At 38.2% G+C, this 14066-nt stretch carries 12 protein-coding genes; 2 read left to right on the top strand and 10 right to left on the bottom strand.

Features of this window, described 5'->3' with window-relative positions; all coding sequences use genetic code 11:
- The gene (locus CQA58_RS01525; protein WP_115568956.1) at nucleotides 1-231 is read right to left on the bottom strand and encodes a hypothetical protein; all 231 of its coding nucleotides are present in this window, start codon (nucleotides 229-231) and stop codon (nucleotides 1-3) included.
- On the bottom strand, nucleotides 219-1034 hold the full coding sequence (locus CQA58_RS01520; protein WP_115568955.1) for a 3'-5' exonuclease: 816 nt from the start codon (nucleotides 1032-1034) through the stop codon (nucleotides 219-221). The genes CQA58_RS01525 and CQA58_RS01520 overlap by 13 nt, the downstream gene beginning before the upstream one ends.
- 56 nt (nucleotides 1035-1090) lie before the next feature.
- Here CQA58_RS01520 and purH point away from each other — a divergent pair, with 56 nt between their 5' ends.
- The gene (purH, locus tag CQA58_RS01515; protein ID WP_115568954.1) at nucleotides 1091-2623 is read left to right on the top strand and encodes a bifunctional phosphoribosylaminoimidazolecarboxamide formyltransferase/IMP cyclohydrolase; all 1533 of its coding nucleotides are present in this window, start codon (nucleotides 1091-1093) and stop codon (nucleotides 2621-2623) included.
- A 38-nt stretch (nucleotides 2624-2661) separates the two neighbouring features.
- Nucleotides 2662-3213 carry a YceI family protein gene (locus tag CQA58_RS01510; protein WP_115568953.1) on the top strand — a complete coding sequence of 184 codons (552 nt, stop codon included), beginning with the start codon at nucleotides 2662-2664 and terminating at the stop codon, nucleotides 3211-3213.
- A gap of 60 nt (nucleotides 3214-3273) precedes the next feature.
- Here CQA58_RS01510 and CQA58_RS01505 read toward each other — a convergent pair whose 3' ends face one another.
- From CQA58_RS01505 to CQA58_RS01470, 8 genes are all read right to left on the bottom strand, one after another.
- Complete coding sequence (locus tag CQA58_RS01505) at nucleotides 3274-7716, bottom strand: DUF4011 domain-containing protein (RefSeq protein WP_115568952.1); 4443 nt, start codon at nucleotides 7714-7716, stop codon at nucleotides 3274-3276.
- A 170-nt stretch (nucleotides 7717-7886) separates the two neighbouring features.
- Nucleotides 7887-8651 (bottom strand): methyltransferase family protein, encoded by a 765-nt coding sequence (locus CQA58_RS01500; RefSeq protein WP_115568951.1) that lies wholly within the window; start codon nucleotides 8649-8651, stop codon nucleotides 7887-7889.
- A gap of 57 nt (nucleotides 8652-8708) precedes the next feature.
- Entirely contained in the window at nucleotides 8709-9434 is a 726-nt protein-coding gene (locus CQA58_RS01495) for a tRNA1(Val) (adenine(37)-N6)-methyltransferase (RefSeq protein WP_115568950.1), read from the bottom strand.
- Complete coding sequence (ribD, locus tag CQA58_RS01490) at nucleotides 9419-10429, bottom strand: bifunctional diaminohydroxyphosphoribosylaminopyrimidine deaminase/5-amino-6-(5-phosphoribosylamino)uracil reductase RibD (protein ID WP_115568949.1); 1011 nt, start codon at nucleotides 10427-10429, stop codon at nucleotides 9419-9421. Before ribD ends, CQA58_RS01495 begins: the two co-directional genes overlap by 16 nt.
- On the bottom strand, nucleotides 10423-10848 hold the full coding sequence (locus tag CQA58_RS01485) for a ribosome maturation factor RimP (protein WP_115568948.1): 426 nt from the start codon (nucleotides 10846-10848) through the stop codon (nucleotides 10423-10425). Before CQA58_RS01485 ends, ribD begins: the two co-directional genes overlap by 7 nt.
- Nucleotides 10849-11202 carry a 30S ribosome-binding factor RbfA gene (gene rbfA / locus CQA58_RS01480; RefSeq protein ID WP_115568947.1) on the bottom strand — a complete coding sequence of 118 codons (354 nt, stop codon included), beginning with the start codon at nucleotides 11200-11202 and terminating at the stop codon, nucleotides 10849-10851.
- Nucleotides 11199-13793 (bottom strand): translation initiation factor IF-2, encoded by a 2595-nt coding sequence (infB, locus tag CQA58_RS01475; RefSeq protein ID WP_115568946.1) that lies wholly within the window; start codon nucleotides 13791-13793, stop codon nucleotides 11199-11201. Before infB ends, rbfA begins: the two co-directional genes overlap by 4 nt.
- Nucleotides 13763-14062, bottom strand: a complete 300-nt coding sequence (locus CQA58_RS01470; protein WP_115568945.1) for a DUF448 domain-containing protein — start codon at nucleotides 14060-14062, stop codon at nucleotides 13763-13765. The genes infB and CQA58_RS01470 overlap by 31 nt, the downstream gene beginning before the upstream one ends.
- Between the last annotated feature and the right edge of the window lie 4 nt (nucleotides 14063-14066).

Below are 14066 nucleotides of genomic sequence, written 5' to 3'. Positions count from 1 at the left end.
TTAGCTATCTACAAGAGCAAAAAGCCATTCTTGATTATTAGCAATTTCTTTTCCACTTTTTGCAAGTAGTCCCTCATAAATAGATCCAAGTGTTTTCATATCGACTTCTTGCATAATCTCTTTAGAGAGAATGCTAGGGTGTTTGTCATCAATACGATTAAGGAGAGTTTCTATCTCATTGATAATTGCTTCTCTCTCCCAAACCACTCCGTAAGTGTCTATATACTGCATTTTTGTATCTCCTTGGTTATCGCATCGCAAAAAATTGAGCTATACCCTTTATTTTGTGGGATTTTTTCTCTCCAATCTTGCAAAATCCCTACATAATCCTCTATTCTCATATTCCCTTTGAGAATCTCATATTTGAGATAAACCCAGTAGGTGTTTAGCACATCACTCTCACAATACTCATCAATTTTGGCTAAATTTTTCTCTTTGTAATAAATCTCATACACATCTCCCCCACTCACATCATACTTCCCTGGCAACCCACACATACACGCCACATCATCAAGCCTAATCCCCCTCACGCTTCCATAATGCCCTAAGCTATCTAGCAAGTCTGTATGGAATCGCTCACTATATCTTTGGCGATAGTTTTCCCATTTGTTTTTGTTAAATGCAGGATTGTCTTGCTCATAGTAGGCAAGGGATTGGAGATTGTATCTCATTGCTCTAAGCATTATTGTAGGGATATCAAACCCTCTACCATTGAAGCTTACAAGCTTGGGCTGATTTTTATTGAACCATTTGAGAAACTCTCCTAGTGTAACTTTCTCTATCTCCTCTTCACTTGGCACTCCTGCCCTTCTCCCAAATACCCCCACTTTCTGAAAGCTTCCATACTCATCACATACCACACTAGCAATAGAGATGATTTTGTGATATGCAATAGGCAAAAAATCGCTCCCACTTGCCTCATTTTGAGCCTTAAATGCTTGAAGGCATACCTCATAATCATCTCCACTATATTCAAACTGCTCTCTTAAAAATTCCACATCAGGAACGCTTTCTATATCAAAAACACAAATCATTTCTCTTTTCCTATTGTAAGATTGAGTGATAAAAATCATACCAAAAGGAGAGAAAAATGTATGCTCTACTTAGCGTTAGCGATAAGAGTCATATCATCGAGTTTGCCCAAGGGCTGATTGAGTGTGGATATAAAATCCTAAGCACAAGTGGGACACTGAAAGTCTTGCAAGACTCTGGGCTTGAAGTGATAGATATTGCTTCCTACACAGGAGCAAAAGAGCTTTTTGATGGTAGAGTAAAAACCCTCAATCCCAAAATCGCAGGGGGGATTCTCTATCGCCGAGATTCTCTCTCACACCAAAAAGACGCCCAAGAAGAGGGTATAGAGCCAATTGATCTCATCTGTGTCAATCTCTATCCATTCAAACAAACCATTGAGAGAACTCAAGATTTTGAGGAGATTGTGGAAAATATTGATATTGGTGGGCCAAGTATGATAAGAGCAGGGGCAAAAAACTTCCAAAGTGTGCTTGTAGTAACTAATCCAAGCGATTATCCTCAAGTGCTTAAGCGACTAAGGAATGGAGAGAATACCCTAGAGTTTAGAAGAGAGATGATGATAAAAGCATTTTCTCATACAGCAAGTTATGATTGTTTGATTGCTAATTATATGAATGAGCGATTTAATGGTGGGTTTGGGGAGCAAATCTTTCTCTCAGGGGAGAAAGTCCTTACCCCTCGCTATGGGGAAAATCCTCATCAAAAAGGGGCATTATACGCTCAAGGGGATTACTTTCTCAAGCATTTTGTAATCCTCAAAGGAGAGCCAAGTTTCAATAACTTTACCGATATTGATTCAGCCCTCAAAATCGCCTCAAACTTCCAAAATAGCGTTTGTATCATCAAGCACGGCAACCCTTGTGGCTTTGCCCTGCACTCTAACCCCCTAGAGGCTTTCAGCCTTGCTCTCTCTTGCGATACTCTCTCAGCCTATGGAGGGGTGGTGGCAGTCAATGCTGAAGTGAGTTTAGAGTTAGCCCAAAAGATTGGGGAGAGCTTTTTTGAAGTGCTAATCGCCCCTAGCTTCACCCCACAAGCCCTAGAGTTTCTCTCAAACAAGAAAAAGCTCAAGCTCTTCTCCCTCACCCCCAAACTCCCTCATTTCTCTCTCCCTACCCAAAAAGTGAGTTTCAAGTCCATTATGGGAGGGTTTTTAATCCAGGAGGCTGACTGTATCACTCAAGAAGAGATAGACAACGCCCAAAGAATGGGGGATTATGAAGCCACTCAAGAGCAAAAAAGAGATTTAGAGATTGCCTATAAAATCGTGGCTCTTACCAAATCTAATTGCGTCGCTTATGTCAAAAATGGCGTTTTGGTAGGGATAGGAATGGGAATGACAAGTCGAGTCGATGCCTCAAGAAATGCAATGCTAAAGGCTCAAGATATGGGGCTAGATTTGAGGGGATGTGTGCTTGCAAGTGAAGCGTTTTTCCCATTCAAAGATAGTATAGAGCTTGCTGTATCAATGGGTGTGAGTGCGATTATTGAACCAGGGGGAAGTATCAGAGATGATGAAGTGATAGAGTGTGCCAACTCTCACAAAATCCCAATCTACTTCACTTTTAAACGACATTTTTTACACTAGGGATTTATAATTAGGCATATTTTTAAAAGGAGTAGAAAATGAAAAAGATGATTTTGGGCGTGTTTGTCGCTATGGGGCTTTGCTTTGGTGCAAGTGTGGATTCAAGCAAGATTGAGATGTATTGGGTAGGCTATAAACTTGCCAACAAAACCCCTGTAAAAGGCTCATTTAGCAATGCAAACTATAAGTTTAAGAAGACTCAAGGCAATCTCAAAGAGATTTTTGAGGGTGCAAGTGCAAAAATCGCTCTCAAAAACCTCAATGTCGCTAACCCTGAAGCCAAGAAAAACCTCTCTGAGGCGTTTTTCTCAAAGTTTGCAAGTCCTGAGATTAGTGTAAAAATCATTCAAGTAATGGAAGGGGAGAATCAAGGCACATTCCTAGCAAAGGTGAGTATGAATAAAAAGTCTGTCCTAGTCCCTATGCAATACACAATCACAGAGGGCAAACTAGAAGCCAAAGGTGTGCTAGATCTTTTGAGCTTCAAACTTGAGGGAGCATTGCAAAGCCTTATCAAAGTGTGTGGCACACTTCATCAAGGCTACACTTGGACTCAAGTAGAAATCGGTTTCTCCACCCCACTTCAATAACCCCTATTCTCTAAGGTTAAAAGCCTTAGAGGAGAACACAAAACTATATTTTAGATTTTACTAGAATTTAGAATCAAACTCTATTTGTGCCTCTCTTACTCGTTTTATCAGCTTGTCAATCTCGAAATCACGATTTTTATACCAATCTACTGACCAAATTCGATGAAAACTCCACCCCAATCTTTCCAAAACCTCTTGCCGTAGGCGATCACGATCTCTTGCAGATTTTGATGAGTGATAAGTAGCACCATCACACTCAATAGCCAAAATATATCCTTGATTTTCGCTCTTAGATTTGACTGCAAGATCAATAAAATACCCTGATACTCCTACCTGTGGTTTTACTTCAAAACCAAATTCTCGCAAGACATTAAAAACAGATATTTCAAAATCGGAATCAAAGTCTTTTTCTGTTTCGATTGGCAATCCCTCCAAGAATCCTTTTTCGGCATATTCCAAAAACGCTTTCAATTCCCTTACTCCCCTATGAGTACTCTCAGAAGTAATAAGCTCGTTTGATTTCATTGAAGTAAAAATTTCCATTCTCTCTTTTGATCGAGTGAAAATAACATTGAGCCTTCTCCACCCATAATGAGAGTTGATTGGTCCAAATCTCATATGAAGCTTGTCCGTTTCAGGATCTCTACCATAAGTTGTTGAGATCAGGATAATATCTCGCTCATCTCCTTGAATATTTTCAAGGTTTTTGACAAAAAATGGCTCTTCTCTTTCTTGCCATTTCACTAAATAGTCTTGCAATAAGCCATTGCTTAACTCCTGAGTATCAATCATATCTTGAATCAAACTGCACTGAGTTTTATTAAAAGTTGCTATACCTATGGATTTTTGTGGATATTTTTCTATAAGCTCCAAAAAATATTCCACAACTTTTTCTGCCTCAAGAATATTAGTTCTGCTACCTTTAGCATATCTTGCTCCTTCAACATAGTGATACCCTATTCCCAACAGCTCATCTTCACTATTTTTTCTTGGTGATGGAAAAACAACAAGATTCCCATCATAAAATTTAGAATTTGAAAAACGGATTAAATCCTCGTGTCTTGAACGATAGTGCCAACGCAACTGCCTAATGGGGCGATATATACTCAAACAAGCATCTAGGATAGATTCGTTCTCGCTTACTACATTGCTCTCCTCTTCATCATCGTCATCATTCTTATTCAAGAAAAAATCTGTTGGTGGAAGCTGTTTTGGATCTCCCACTATGATGATCTGATTGCTCCTTGCTATTGCACCCAATGCTTCCTCTGGTCTTAATTGTGATGCCTCATCAATGATAAGTACATCAAAGCTTATTGCTTCAGGATCTAGATACTGAGCAACAGATAGGGGACTCATCATAAAAATAGGCTTGAGGGATTGTAATGATTTGGGTGCTCTTCTTATCAAATCTCTCAGAGTAATATGTCGTTTTTGTTTTTTTATTTCTGCTTCAATCAGCCCACGCTCTCTTCTATCCTTTGCACTTCCACCCAAATATGCTCCATAATCAACATTTGGGTAAGACATTGCATCATGGGCAATCCTTTTCTGATTGAGGCTAAACAATTCTCTATCCAATCGTTTAAATTCCCTTATCGCAGTTTCAAATGCTACTCTTTCAAATCTTTCAAGGATTGGGAACTCTAAAAAGGCTTTTTTTAGTAATGAATGGTAGAAGTTATATAAAAAAATCTCTTTAAATCTTGCATTGTCATCTTGTTGCATTTTTACTCTATCAACAATGGCAGAAAGCCCAAGTGATGATAAAAACAAAGAAGCTCTTTGGAAAGATACCCATCTTGACAATATTTCTTTTGCTGTCTTTACTTGTTCTACCTTCTGAACGCATTGCAAAACTGAATGACAAGTAGCAAAAAACCTATCAAAATTCAAATAGCTTTCTTTCATTTGATTTTTTGTCTTCTTCAATTCATCTCGAATTTCACATAGTGGAAGAATGTCATCAAAATTGGCAAGAAGCTTTTGTTTTGTGCAATCAGATAATTGAGAATGGATAATCTTCCACGCACTCAGCAAGAATTTTTCTATCTCAAGTGGATTCATTTCAAACAAATCATCTTGAAAACTCTTATCCCATTTGCATTCTTTTCTTTTGTTTTTTATGAGAATATCAAGTTCTTGAATATCCTCCATTGTGTTTTCTAGGCTTCTTATGACTGAAGAGGAAATTTTTCTAATTACAAAATTTTGAATCTCATTTTGAGAAAAAGACTCCTGAAACCCTTTGAGCCATTTGTGAATAGTTTCAATCTGTTGTATCTCTGTATCCAATCCTTTAAAAAAACTTCCAAAAGCCAAAGCAAAATCTTGATCTTGAGTGAGCTTTTCTTTTGTCTCAAAATATTTTTTTATTTTTCTTAAGAAAACAATCCACTTATTTTTATCTTTAGGTAATTTTTCCTGCATAGCCTCCTGAAGCTCGGTCTTGGCACGACGATAATGACTAGAGAAAATAGCAAATAACGAATCTTTATTTTTTTGAATAATTTTTTCAATATTACACCACTCATCAAAGCTCTTCTGCTCTATATCATCAATTTCTAAAGCAAATTCTAAAACCTCATTTCTACATTGAAGAAATTCTCTCTTCATTTCCTTAAAACGCTCAATTTGCATATCCATATCATAATCAAGCATCTGAGGGGTTATCTTTGTGTAGTAGTCATAATAAATTGTATTGATATATTTTACAATTTTTAAAATTTGACAATACTCTCCAAGCTCTAAATTCTTAACCCCCACCTCTTTCTCAAGCTCTGTGATTTTTTGATTGATTTTGTTAAAGAGAACAACCATACAAGAATACTCATCTCCTTGATCCTGAAAATCAATTTCAAAAAAATTCTCAGCATTCTTAACTTCTGATACCGTATCCTCTATTCCCAAAGAACCAAATAGGTTGCAAATATTTGTTAAATTTTCTTTCGTAGAAAGAATATTTTTGATGATTTTTTCTTTTTCTACCTCGCTAAAGTTTTGAATATCCAAGCCATTCCAAAAATCCAAATTTGTTCTACTCTGTCTAATCTCTTGATATAACCCCTCATAATCATCAAGCTCTCTTTGTATTTTTAATAATTTATCACGATCCCAACAATCAGCATCTTCTATATCAAAATCTAATATCTTGCTAACATTGTGATACCTTTCTATTTTCCAAAAAATCCTAAAAATCTTTTCTTCACTCTTGCCATAGCTTTGATGCAAAACATCAAGATATTCTTTAATTTCTTGTTTTTTAGCCTCTATTTGAGAAATATGTTCTTTAAGTGTCTTGTTTTTCTCTTGCTCTTTCTTAATTCTATTACTAATGCTCTCCAATACACGAGAAGTCTTTGTCTTGTTGCTATGTAACTCCAAACAAAAATCGCCCAATCCAACCTGCCTAAGTCTTCGATACACCACATCAAGTGCCGCAGATTTTTCAGACACAAACAATACTGTTTTTTTTCTAGAAAGAAATGAAGCGATAATATTTGTAATTGTCTGAGATTTTCCACTTCCTGGTGGACCTTCTATAATAATATTTTTGCCTTGCACTGCATCAATAATCGCACTATGCTGAGACGAGTCAGCATCTACAACTAAGGGATAATTTTTTAACTCATTATGTAAGGGGTCGTCAATTTCATATTCTTGAGAAAAATATTCCCCATCAGATTCTCTCCCCTGAAATATATCTTTGAATACTTCAATGTCTTCCAATGGCGTTTTGCCCTTCCAATCTCTAAGATCTTGATACATCAAGATTTTTTCAAACCTCAAAAAATCTATTGCGATATCACTTTTGATCTCCCACCCCTCCCTGTCTTTGATAATTTTTGACAATTTTTGAAAAAAATCCAAACAATCGCACTTGTCAAACTCAGGAAAAGTAATATCAAAATCAACTCTCAGTTTTTCTTTGAGTGCCTGATTGATATCTACCTCATTTTGATTAGCAAAGTGGAGAGAGAAATTTGGAAACAAAGAAGATTTAGATTTTGTAATCTCTATCGGGATACAGATTATTGGGGATAACAAATATTCTTCAGAATACTGAACTTCTTTCCATTTCAAAAAACCAAGACACAAGTAGAGCATATTTCTCCCCATTTCTTGTTCGCAAGCTCTTGAATCTCTAAAAATTTTCAATAGAATCTTATTCATCTCATCAGAAAAATGAAGAGTTTGAATTTGATTTTTGTTTTGCACTTCTTGTGAATTCTTAAAAATATTATCTAAAGAGAGCCCTAGTTTTTTTGCCCAATCCTTTTTGCTCAATTCCTTTTCTTCATCACTCTGTGGATCAGGTAGTGCAATAAACTCCATAGCTTTTTCTTCAAGGACTAATTGAGTATATAAGCCCTCAAGACTCTCATTGATGATTGCAAGATCGCGGGTTTTATTTTTGGAATATTTAATTAGCTTATTTCTTTTTGTCAAGTCAATAAGCTTGTCTTTTAGTCTATTGATACCATCTAGAATTGCTTTTGCCATAAAAATCCTATGTAATTAAAAAAATAAAAGAATAAATAATATCAAATTTTTTCTTTTTATGCTTTTGAGTCAATCAAAATCAATCAAAAAAAATATGGAAACTGGAGAGGGGGAAATTCTACTATTGTCTTACGCCAAGATAAATCCAAGAAGAGGGAGATAGAGAGGGATTATCTCCCCTCTACATGGAAATAGCGAGTTTTCTTCACAATAAAGCGAATGATGAGATAGAACACTGCTGAGGCGATAAAGACATCAAGCAAAATCGGATCGATTGTAATCGTCCAATCTTCTGACGAGATTGAAACGATGAGATAATTTGCTACAAGCAAAGAGGTTGTAAGTCCAAAAAATGAATGATACTCACGCTTAAGCATTGTTTTGAGTGAAAATCCTAAGACACTTTTCTTGTAGTTTTTAAATGAAGGGAAAAATGCAGGGGTGTTTTCAGCCCATTTAGTGTATTCTTCCCCAAACTTACCTTCCAAAAATCTCTCTTCAGTATAGATAATCCTCTCATAGTAAATCCAAAACAAAGCACCAAAAGCTAGAAGCAAAAGCCAATTTCCTAGCAAAATCATTGGAGCAATCATCATCAAGAAATTGCCTAGATAGAGAGGATTGCGACAAAGTGAATACATTCCTGTGGTATTGAGTGAGTTAGCCACTTGTCCATGCACATTTCTCCCACTTGTGCCTTGAGGGACATATCCTGCTACAAGGATTCTAATCCACTGCCCCACACACCCTACCACTAGAGCGACGATTACAAGTGGGGTGTTGTAATCCACACTTCCATTTTTGCCGATTGAAAACAGCTCTTGATCAAAACTCAAGAGGGATAAAATCAGTAATGGAATCATTACTAGTGGAATATAACTGCGATATCGGAATAAAAAATCTCCGTCCTTTGCCATTTCATCTTTTAATAGCATTTTTTCTCCTTTGTGTTTTCTATGAAAATTAAATTTGGCATTCTAATACTTATTTGATTATTTCAAGTTAATGTCATGAGAAAAAACTTTGATACTATAAGTATTGCAAGCTTTGTAAATTTCGCTAACCTCTTGTGAGTTTTCCATTTGGCTTTTTCCGATATGGGTAAGCAGTGGAGGGAGGATTTTTAGACTTGATTTACTTTGAATCTTTGCTTTTATCATAAGGAGAGTGGCATTTTTATCAAGTCTTGGATACACAAATCTCGCTACTTCAGCGTTGAAACCCTCATTTTTGAGTTCATAAAACACTCGATGAGATTCTTTGGCGTCATAGCAAAAAATCAAACTCCCATTGGGTTTGAGGAGTCTTTTGGATTTGTAAAAAAATTCTTTAAGGGGCATTGAATTTTCGTTTCGAGCGTGATTCACTCTTGAGTTTTGAGAGGGGAGGATTTCACTGCGATAAAAAGGGGGATTGGAGAGCAAAATATCAAAATGTTCTTCACTCTCAAAGGCAAGAAAATCCCCACAAATTACTGAAGCTTTTGGGACATTTTTTTGAGCCAAAAATGCCATAATCTCATCTCTCTCTATCATTGAGAGTTTGAGGGCAAAATCCCTATAAGCTAATTTCCCCAAAATCCCACTTCCACACCCCACATCAAGCAAGACTTGATTCTTTCTCAAAAAGGGTTTGGCAAAGTCATAGAGAAACAGGCTATCACTATTGTAGCAATACCCATCAAAGAGCTGATAAAGGCGAGTTATGGGCGTAGCCATAGGGCAACATCTCCTCCTTGAAGTTTTTGAGTATGCAAGACTTTTAGCTCTAGTTTCCTTGCCACCCTCTCACTCTCCCCCTCAAAGCTAGGAGAGTAAAGAAGCAAAAGACAATCAAGCTCCTCTCTCAAACTCTCAAGCAATGTATATCCCCCCTCAATGAGATTAAACCCACTCTCTAGCCCTAGAGTGTGGATAGTGTGATGAATGCTGATATTTGAAGAGGCGATACATTCATAGTCTTTGGGGGCTAGATTTTGAGTGGTGAGAATCTTTATGGGGATTTCTTCCCTATCTTTCCTAAACGCACAGCGTAAATCAAGTCTAGGTTTATCATTCAAAATCGTTTTGCCTGAGATAACTAGGCTTTGGGCGACCCCTCTTTGGGTATGAGTGAAGGCTTTAGTGAGTGGGGAGGAGATTTGCCCTCCTTTGTAGTTGCCATTCAGTCTTTGAGCGATTTTGTGGAGGTTGAAATGCCCTTTTGTCTGCAAACACAAAAAAGGATAAAGCAACTCTTCTGCCCCCTCTCTTAAACACTCCTCCACCTCCACCCCACAAGCTCTTAGATACTCTCCCCCTCCACTTGCACAAGGGGTGGGATCTTTATGGGCATAGATGACTTTTTTTATCCCTAGATTTGCTAGGAGTTTGGAGCAAGAGGGGGTTTTGCCCTCGTGGTTGCAAGGCTCAAGAGTGCAATAGATTTTACACTCCCTCAAAGCTCCATTGTGTGAGCTTAGTATCCTCTCATACAGCTCCCACGCATTGAGGTTTTTACTCTCCTCTAGCACCCCCAAGCCCTCAAGTGCTTCTCTGACTGCTTCAAGCTCTGCGTGGGCTTCTCCACTTTTTTGATGAAAGGAGCAAGAGAGGATTTCTCCCTTGCTATTGATGACTAATGCCCCTACACTAGGGTTGGGGAGTGCTAGGGTTTGATATTCCCAAGTTTTGCTAATCAGCCAATCAAGAATAATCTCATCAAGCTCTACCATTGAAAAATCGTTTTTACCTTTTTTGTCTGAGAGTAAGGAATTTTTTGGGAATCAATCACAAAGCCCTCATCATCACACTCTTGCAAAACTCCCTCTAGGATTGTTTTATCCATCATTTTTACTTCCACTCTCTCTCCGAGTGAGAGGGCAAAGTGGCTTGGCTTTTTTAGCACTCGCTCAATCCCTGGGGAGCTAACTTCTAGGATATATTTTGAAGCGATTGGAACTTCTACATCAAGCAAGGGGGAGATGAGATTGGAAACCTCTTGGCACTTATCAAGGGTAATTCCCTCTTTGGAAGTGATATAAATCCTTAGAATGTCTTGATTAAATTCTTTGAGCATTACAATATCATAAAGCTCACAATCACAGCCTTTAATGTATTTGGCTAGTTTTTCTTCTAATGCTGGAGTTATCATTTACTCTCCCCTTTCTTTGGCAATTTGAGCAAAAATCTTATCCAAAGAGTTTGCACTTTTTAGACTATCATCAAACTTGAAGCTAAGTTTGGGGCATTTAAACCACCCACTAGAGCTTAGGATATGCTCTCTTAAAATCCCTTCAGCTTTTTTGAGTTCTCTAAGGATTAGAGATTTTTCTTGAGGGGAAAAATCACTTGATTCGATGAATACTTCAGCATTGTATTTCCCACGAGAGCAAAGCACTTGAGTGATTGAGAGAGAGTTTAGAGTGGGGTTTGAGAGCATACTTAGAGCTTCTGAAACTAGCTCTAGGAGAAGAGCTTGGGAGCGTTGAAGTTTGATTTCACTCATAGGCTCTGCTTTTTGGCTACTTCTTTGTAGGTTTCAAACACATCACCTACTCTTACATCATTGTAATTCTCTAGCATTATCCCACACTCATATCCCTTTGCCACCTCTTTGACATCATCTTTGAATCTCTTAAGTGAAGCGATACTTCCATTATGCACCACAACACCATTTCGGATAAGTCGCACTTTGATTCCTCTCTGAATGCTTCCATCGACCACAAAGCACCCTGCAATCGTGCCGACTTTGGGGATATTGAATGTTTCTCTTACTTCTGCTTGTCCTGTGTTTTCTTCTTCAAATACAGGCGACATCATTCCTGAGATCAAAGCTTTGACATCATCAAGCAAGGCATAGATGATTGAGTAAGTTTTGATTTCTACTGCTAATTCTTTGGCTTTGTTTTTGACACTTCCTGTGGGGCGAACATTGAATCCCAAAATCACACAATTCTCTGAAGCACTTGCTAGAGTGATATCACTCTCTGAAATCCCCCCTACGCCAAAGCTTATCACATTGATTGCCACCTCATCGTTATTGAGTTTCTCCAAACTTGCTCTGATAGCTTCTAGTGAGCCTTGAGTATCGGCCTTGATGATGACAGGAAGGGATTTGAGTTGCCCTTTTGCAACCATTTCACTTAGCTCATCAAAGCTTACTTTTGTGCTTTTGCTTAGCTCTTTTTGTCTGAGGTAACTTGCTTTTTGCATTGCAAACTCTCTTGCCACGCTATCATTTTCTACACTCATCAAAGTTGCTCCTGCACTTGGCACTTCTGAAAGTCCTGTAACCACTGCTACACCTGAGGGATAAAGCTCTTTGACTGCCTCTCCTTTGTCATTGAGCAATGCTCTCACACGCCCATAGGCAGTATCAGCAACGATTGGATCTCCTACCCTTAGGATTCCATTTTGCACAATCACTGTCGCCACAGGCCCCCTGCCTTTCTCCAAACTTCCCTCCAAAACAATGGCTTTGGCTTTGTTTGAATGCGTGGCTTTAAGCTCCATAAGTTCAGCTTGAACTAGGATATTTTCTAGCAAGTCCTCAATCCCCTCTCCACTTTTGGCTGAGAGTGGGATAAAGTCATACTCTCCACCCCACTCACTTGGGGTAAATCCAAGCTCGGCACATTCAGCCTTGACTTTGTCAGGATTTGCATTTTCTTTATCCATTTTGTTGATTGCGATGATGATTTGCACATTGGCAGCTTTGGCGTGGTTGAGGGCTTCGATTGTTTGTTGCTTCACTCCATCATCAGCAGCTACGACAATGATAGCAATATCTGTAACTTGTGCTCCCCTTGATCTCATCTCTGTAAATGCCTCATGCCCTGGAGTGTCAATGAAAGAAATCAACTTGCCATTTTTCTCCACCATATATGCCCCAATGTGCTGAGTGATCCCCCCTGCTTCTCCACTAGCTACTCTTGAGTTTCTAATCTTATCTAGCAAAGAGGTTTTTCCGTGATCCACATGTCCCATAATCGTAACCACAGGAGGACGCTCATAGCTCTCTAGTCCCTCCTCTTCTTGCACTTCAATCTCAGGGACAATGTTTTGGAAAGAAATCTCTATACTAAACTCTTCAGCCAAAATCTCAATAGCATCACGATCCAAAAAGTCGTTTTTGGTTACCATTACTCCAAGTTTAAAGAGTGCCCCTATCACATCTCTAAGCTCTCGCCCTGCAATATCTGCAAACTCATAAACTCTAATCTCTTCAGGGATAGAAATCGCACTTTGAGCATTCTTCTTCTCTATCTGCACCACAGGGGCTTTTCTCTTCTTCTTATCTCTTCGGATTGAACCTTCATTCATCCATTTGTTTCGCTTTTGCACTTGCACTCTATCCACTAGAGCTTGTTTTTTGCGATTTTCCTCATCTTCGTTTTTGATCTCTTGCTCGTGCAAGTCAAAAAGCACAATCTCATCACTCTCATCTTCATAGCTTCCAAACTCACGATCAAAGTCCATTTTTTGCTCGTTTTGTTTGTGAGAGATTTGCACTTTTGGTTTTTCTTTTTTCTTAGGCTTTACTCTTAGCTCCTCATCTTCATCATCTTGAGTGATTTTCTCGCTAAAGAGATCTTTGATATTTGGAGTGGAGAGGGGTTTTTTCTCTTCTTGAATTTGTGGGGCAGGGATGCTTTCTTTGCTCTTTTTTACAATCGTAATCCCCATACGCTTAGCTTCAAGATTGTTTTTCTCTCCTAGCTCTTGAGTGGCTTCTTTGATTACTTTTGTAGTCTTGCTCTCTTTTGCTTCCTCTACTTCTTTTTGGACTTTAGGGGTGCTAGGGGCTTTGGGGGTTTTGCTTATCTTCTCTTCTGTTTTGTCTTCTTGGGCTTTTTTGGCAGTCTTAGAAGTTTTGCTTTGAGGTTTGCTTGTCTTTTCTTTGGGGGCTTGAGCTTTTTTTGCATTTTGTGGAAGTTTGCCACTTAGAATGTATTCAGACAATTTTTGTGCGTCCTCATCACTAATCTCACTGCTAACATTTTTGACTGCAATCCCAATCTCTTTGGCTTTTTCTATCGCCTCTTTGGGGTTGCTCATTGCAAGTTCTAGTGCAAATTCTTTGATTGATATTGCCATAAGGTTATAATCTCCTTTAGTTGAATTTGATTTTCTTGAGTATTGAGCTTTCTGCTTTTGAGAATCCTCTCCACACTCTTGGGCTTGTCTGCACACTCTTTGCAGAGATAAAAACTTCTACCAAAACCACAAAATACCTCAATCTTTTCGTTTTTTACACACAACCTCATCATTGTGCTTTGCAAATATTTTTGTCTGCAAACCACACACATTCTCTGAGTTTTGAGAGAGGCAAATTTGAATGAGTTGTAAATTTTTACTTCAAGCATTTTA

Source organism: Helicobacter brantae (assembly GCF_003364205.1).
In the GTDB taxonomy this organism is placed as follows: Bacteria; Campylobacterota; Campylobacteria; order Campylobacterales; family Helicobacteraceae; genus Helicobacter_G; species Helicobacter_G brantae.
This window is presented reverse-complemented; position numbering and strand designations above follow the sequence as displayed.

What these genes read in the sequence shown, in the direction of transcription:
- CQA58_RS01525 (WP_115568956.1), bottom strand. Translation starts at nt 231, where the DNA reads ATGCAGTATATAGACACTTACGGAGTGGTTTGGGAGAGAGAAGCAATT.
- CQA58_RS01520 (WP_115568955.1), bottom strand. Translation starts at nt 1,034, where the DNA reads ATGATTTGTGTTTTTGATATAGAAAGCGTTCCTGATGTGGAATTTTTA.
- purH (WP_115568954.1), top strand. Translation starts at nt 1,091, where the DNA reads ATGTATGCTCTACTTAGCGTTAGCGATAAGAGTCATATCATCGAGTTT.
- CQA58_RS01510 (WP_115568953.1), top strand. Translation starts at nt 2,662, where the DNA reads ATGAAAAAGATGATTTTGGGCGTGTTTGTCGCTATGGGGCTTTGCTTT.
- CQA58_RS01505 (WP_115568952.1), bottom strand. Translation starts at nt 7,716, where the DNA reads ATGGCAAAAGCAATTCTAGATGGTATCAATAGACTAAAAGACAAGCTT.
- CQA58_RS01500 (WP_115568951.1), bottom strand. Translation starts at nt 8,651, where the DNA reads ATGCTATTAAAAGATGAAATGGCAAAGGACGGAGATTTTTTATTCCGA.
- CQA58_RS01495 (WP_115568950.1), bottom strand. Translation starts at nt 9,434, where the DNA reads ATGGCTACGCCCATAACTCGCCTTTATCAGCTCTTTGATGGGTATTGC.
- ribD (WP_115568949.1), bottom strand. Translation starts at nt 10,429, where the DNA reads ATGGTAGAGCTTGATGAGATTATTCTTGATTGGCTGATTAGCAAAACT.
- CQA58_RS01485 (WP_115568948.1), bottom strand. Translation starts at nt 10,848, where the DNA reads ATGATAACTCCAGCATTAGAAGAAAAACTAGCCAAATACATTAAAGGC.
- rbfA (WP_115568947.1), bottom strand. Translation starts at nt 11,202, where the DNA reads ATGAGTGAAATCAAACTTCAACGCTCCCAAGCTCTTCTCCTAGAGCTA.
- infB (WP_115568946.1), bottom strand. Translation starts at nt 13,793, where the DNA reads ATGGCAATATCAATCAAAGAATTTGCACTAGAACTTGCAATGAGCAAC.
- CQA58_RS01470 (WP_115568945.1), bottom strand. Translation starts at nt 14,062, where the DNA reads ATGCTTGAAGTAAAAATTTACAACTCATTCAAATTTGCCTCTCTCAAA.